Annotated in this window: 2 protein-coding genes and 1 pseudogene; 2 read left to right on the top strand and 1 reads right to left on the bottom strand. The window is 46.1% G+C overall.

The annotated features are described in order from the left end of the window. Nucleotides 1-192: pseudogene (locus Q384_RS12740) on the top strand (hypothetical protein); the annotation flags it as partial. 140 nt (nt 193-332) lie between these two features. Here Q384_RS12740 and Q384_RS10460 read toward each other — a convergent pair. Continuing rightward, complete coding sequence (locus Q384_RS10460; protein ID WP_037587886.1) at nt 333-5141, bottom strand: NAD-glutamate dehydrogenase; 4809 nt, start codon at nt 5139-5141, stop codon at nt 333-335. A gap of 235 nt (nt 5142-5376) precedes the next feature. On the opposite strand from Q384_RS10460, the gene Q384_RS10455 reads away from it, so the two are divergent. Further along, nucleotides 5377-5581: transposase family protein (locus tag Q384_RS10455; RefSeq protein WP_169740858.1), on the top strand; the 205-nt coding region annotated here is incomplete at its 3' end.

Here is a 5581-nt window from a genome sequence, read left to right as displayed (position 1 = left end):
ATTATCGGTCATTTGAAAAAAGATAACCGTATGGGCATCAATTATTTAAAAGGCAAGATTGGTAATGAAATCAATCCGATTTTGGCTGCCGCTGCTTACAATTTCCGTAAATTGTTGACATGGTTGTTTTTTTGTCGAAAAAATTTAATTTTATTTAGGTTTTTAAGACAAGATTTTTGGCAAGTTGTTTGAATATTTTAGATCAGGTTCTTCAGGGACGACTAGCTATATTCTGTTTACCAAAAATCATTTTGAGGGAGAGTACCTAAAAATATTTCAGGCAGCCTGTAACACACTCAGGCTGCCTGAAACTTTATTTTGAGCGCAGAAATCTAAGCAAACAGACGCAATAAACTGCGCACCAATGCTGACAACATGGCTAAATCAACTTGTCCGTAGGATTGCATGGCGCGGACTTGCTGAATGGCTTTATCCAACCGTACTTGCAAAGATTTATCTTCTTCGGCGTTGTTTTGTGCTGAAAGCCATTTTTCAGTTACCGATAAATGCAATTGCTGTGCATCTTCGCGCGCCGCCAAGCAGGCTTGGTTTTGCCATTGGTTTTGGCGCGGCAATTGCGCAATGGCGTGATAAAGCCAGTTCATATCCAATCGGCGCGACAAATCAAAATAAGCCGCCGCCACGCGGCTGACATCATCTTTTTGACGCACTGCCAAATCCAAAATAGTGAGGCTGTTTTCGGCAAACGGCAAACGCGCCAAAATGGCGGTGTCTTCCGGATTGAGTGCAACCAGTTCGTTTAAACGAAGTGCTTCGGCAGCAACCGTTGGGTTTTCGTTTTCAGGCAGCCATTGCGGCAATTGCTGTAACAAACTGCGCACGGGTTCTCGGTATTGTGCAATGAATGCGCCGATGTCGCCGAATGGGCGTTTATGGCGCAAGAGTTGGCGCGCAAAACGGTTGAGTAAACGGGCAAATGCCGCCATTAACCGCATTTGTGTGGCTGCATCAACACGATTATCCAAGGCTTCCAATTTAGTAAACCAAGTTTCGCCGTCAAACAATTCGTTGGCAATCCAATAGGCACACACCACATCAGCAATATCGGCATCCTTCTCCGTGCTGAAGCGTTGTACAAAACTGATGCCCATGCGATTAACCACGCGGTTGGCAAGCTGATTGGCAATGATTTCACGCTTGAGATAGTGTTTACTCATGGCTTCGGCATAGTTTTGCTGAATGGCTTGCGGGAAATAATGATGCAATACAGGCAAAAAGTTGGGGTCGTCCGGTACGCTGCTTTTCAGCAATTCACTTTGTAGGTAAATTTTGCTGTATGACAATAAAACGGCCACTTCCGGATTGCTTAAACCTTGCTGCTGTGCATCACGCGCTTTAACGGCGTTGTCATCCGGTAAAAACTCCAAACCGCGATCCAAACCAGCGTGTTCGCTCAAATAACGCATTAATTCAGCGTGGGCGGGTAAAAAAACATGGGCATTTAATTGGTTCATCGCCAATATTTGGGTTTGCAAGTAGTTATTACGCAATACCAAATGTGCCACTTCGTCGGTCATTGTTTTCAATACTTCGTTGCGCGCCGCCAAATTCAAACGACCATGCTGCATTTCTGCACCCAGCAGAATTTTGATGTTTACTTCATGGTCGGAGCAATCCACACCGGCAGAGTTATCAATGGCATCGGTGCAGCACAGCCCGCCGTTTTGCCAATATTCGATGCGTCCCAATTGGGTGGCGCCAAGGTTACCGCCTTCGCCCAATACGCGGGCTTTAATGTCGCCGCCGTTTACGCGCACGGCATCATTGGCACGGTCTTGCACTTGGGCATGGCTCTCGCTGCCTGCCTTGATATAAGTACCAATCCCGCCGTTGTAAAGCAATTCCGCTTCGGCTTTGAGTAATTCATGAATGAGTTCATTCGGCGAAAGATGGTCTGCCTGAATACCAAGCCATTCTTGCATCGGCTGCGACAAGGGAATGCTTTTTAAACTGCGTTCATACACACCGCCGCCTTCGGAAATCAAAGCCGTGTTGTATTGTTCCCAGCCTGCTGCCGCGTCAAACAAACGTTTGCGCTCGGCAAAACTGATTTCAGCATCGGGATTGGGGTCAAGGAAAATATGACGGTGATTAAACGCTGCTTTCAATAAGATATGGCGCGACAACAGCATGCCGTTACCGAACACATCACCGCCCATATCGCCAATACCAATCACGGTAAAATCTTCGTTTTGAATGTCTTTGCCTAAATGGCGGAAATGGCGTTTCACCGATTCCCACGCGCCGCGTGCGGTGATGCCCATGCCTTTGTGGTCGTAACCTGCCGAACCGCCGGAAGCAAACGCATCGTCAAGCCAGAAACCGTGCTGCTGCGCAATGGCATTGGCAATATCAGAAAATTTTGCTGTGCCTTTATCTGCCGCCACCACCAAATAAGGGTCGTCGTCATCGCGGCGCAATACGTGTTCAGGCACTTCAATACTGCCTTGTTTCAGGTTATCGGTGATGTCCAAAAGGGCATTAACAAATAATCGGTAACACGCCACGCCCTCGGCAGCATAAGCATCGCGTTCTGCGGGCGGCGGCAATTGTTTGCACACAAAGCCGCCTTTTGAACCGTGCGGCACAATCACGGCATTTTTCACCATTTGCGCTTTCACCAAACCCAATACTTCCGTTCGGAAATCTTCAAATCGGTCTGACCAGCGCAATCCCCCGCGCGCCACTTTCGCGCCGCGTAAATGCACACCTTCCACTCGCGGGCTATAGACCCAAATTTCAAATAATGGGTGCGGTTTGGGTAGGAAATCAATTTCGGCAGAGCTGATTTTGAAGCTGATTTCGGTTTTGTATTTGCCTTCTTTATCGGTTTGCCAGAAATTGGTGCGCTGTGTCGCCAAAATCACCGTCATAAAGGCATTCAAAATACGGTCATCGTCTAAGCTGGGAACTTCTGCCAATTGTTGTTTAATGGCTGCCTGAAGATTTTGTGCGCGTTCGTTATCGGCATCATTCGGGTGCAGACGGGCGTGAAACAAAGCCGCCAAATTGGCAACAATACCACCGTGCCGCGCCAGCGATTGTTCCAGATAGGGCTGGCTGAAAGGCAAAGCGGCTTGTTTCAGGTATTTGGCAATGGCTCGCATCAACACGCTGTTGCGCCAAGTAATGCCTGCCGCCAATACCAAAGCATTAAAACGATCATTCTCCGCTTCGCCGCTGCGAACTGCCTGCAACAAATTTAATACATTGCTTTGTGTTTCAGGCAGCCTGATGTAGGCATCGGTAATACCGTCTGCCAAAGCCAAATCCAAATGACTCAAGCCGATGCTGCCTCGGCGGCGGTTCAATTCATAGGGCATTTCCGCATAAACAGACAAACCCAAATTTTCAATCAGCGGCAAAGTTTGGGACAGGCTCGGACAATCGTCGCTGAAATACAGTTTCAGCCAATAAGGTGCTTTGTCTGCCTCCGGATAATCAGCTGCCTGAGTGCCGATTCGTGCCGTCAATAAAGTACCGTTAGCAATGGTTTTTCCTGTTTTTTCAGCATCAATTTTTTTCTCAGCAATTTCAATGGCACCAATGTCTGCCAAAGCCTGAGCCGGACTGAAATGTTCACGATAACCCGCTGAAAAAGCATGTTCATAATCAGCAAAAACACTGCTGTCCAAACCTTGTTTAACAGCAGTTTTCTGCCAATCGCTGAACCAACCGCGCACCATGGTGTTGATGTCTGCTTCCAATTGAGCATTATCAAATTCAGGCAGCGTGGACGCATGGGTACGAAAGACAAAATGCACCCGCGCCAACGGACTGTCGCTCAAAACTTGGGTAGCAACATCGCTTTCCGCGGAAGCAAAACATTCTGCCAAATGGCTTTGTACGCGTACGCGCAAGTCGGTGTCATATTGTTCACGCGGCAGATAAACCGTGGCACTCACATAGCGTTTAAAATCGTCAATGCGTGTAAACAACCGTGTACGCGGGCGTTCATGCAAAGACACCATGCCTTCGGCGGCATGCCGCAATTGGTCAATGCGGATTTCAAACAATTCATCGCGAGGATAAGTTTGCAATACATAACGCAGCATTTTGTCTTTATAGCTGCCGTGTATGTAGTCGCATTGTTCAACCACATCATGCACTTTCCGACGCAAAACAGGAATATCCCACACGCTACTCAAATAAGTTTGTGCGGTATAAAGCCCGATAAAACGCCATTGCCCAACCACTTTGCCCAATACATCTAATTTTTGAATGCTGACCAAATCATAATAAGCATTGCGATGCAGATTGGAACGCCGCTGCGATTTATTTAAAATCAACCGTTCACCGTCCAGCCATTTTTTCTTGTCTTCTTCGTTTAAGGCAGCAAAGCCGATGGAGTGTGTGTGGTTGGCACGGCAAGTAAAGATACCCAAATTTTTATCAGGATTGTTTTGCAGCTGTGCTGCGCCATTTGTGTCTTGAATTAGATCGTATTCACAAAAACCCATAAACAGATAATGGTTGTGTGCAAGCCATTTCAAAAACGCCGCCGTTTCGGCTTGTTCACTGCGCCCTTCCGCAATGATTTGTGCGTGAATTTCGTTTAAACGATCGTGCATGGCAGATTCATCGCGTACTGCCGCACTTAAATCCGCCAGCATCACCCTCAATTTTTCAGCCAACGCAGCGGCACTGCTTTCAGGCAGCCTGTCTAAGGCAAATTGGATAAGGGATTCACGGTTGCGATCGGTATTTTTACTGCGCAGCCACTGTTTCACTTCACCGTTACTGTCGCGCTGTGTGCTGATAACGGGGTGGTTTAGCCAGCGTAAATTGACATGGTGTTGGTTGAGATTAACAATCAAAGAATCAACCAAAAACGGCATATCTTGCATCACAATTTCAAACACCGTGCTGTCGGGCGCAAATGTAGCATCGGATTCTTGCTGAAAATAATGCAATCGCAGCTCATTGGGCAGCCGCGCTTGCGAGGCAAATTCAAAATGAGAAAACGCACCATTGATTAAACATTCAGGCGGACAAGCAAGCAAATCAGCCAGATCGGCATTTTCATAGTAATAAAGTAAAAATTGGCAAAACTCAGCAGAATGATTCTGTTTTTCAGCACTCTGCTGCAATTCGATGATAAATGTATTGAGGGTATCCATATTGTTTTCTATAAAAAATCAATTAAATTAAGTTGTTTTTAATGCAGACGGAATACATTGAATAACTTGATGTTTAACCATACTGTGTTTACTGCCCTGCCGCAAGGGTGAAAAGGCAGGGCAATCGCATGAAAAATTTTCTCTCACCATTTTAATCAATTAAGCCATAGTGTATTATTTTCCATAAATTACTCTCATCAGAAAGAAACTCATCATAGAAAAAACAGATAATTTGTTGGATTTATTGGTAAAAATTAAAGATCCACGCGGAAAACACAAAATTGCTTACTCGTTGCCTGCCATTTTAACCATTGCCATATGTGCCTCGTTGGCAGGGGCGGATACTTTTGTTGAGATGGAGCAATGGGCAAAAGAAAAAATTGAATGGTTTCAGAAGTTAATTCCTTCTTTACCCTGCATTCCCTCACACGATACTTTTG

Source organism: Stenoxybacter acetivorans DSM 19021 (assembly GCF_000745895.1).
Classification (GTDB): Bacteria; Pseudomonadota; Gammaproteobacteria; order Burkholderiales; family Neisseriaceae; genus Stenoxybacter; species Stenoxybacter acetivorans.
Note: the sequence above shows the minus strand (reverse complement) of the source record. Positions and strands in the feature narration are given on the sequence as shown.

What these genes read in the sequence shown, in the direction of transcription:
- Q384_RS10460 (WP_037587886.1), bottom strand. Translation starts at nt 5,141, where the DNA reads ATGGATACCCTCAATACATTTATCATCGAATTGCAGCAGAGTGCTGAA.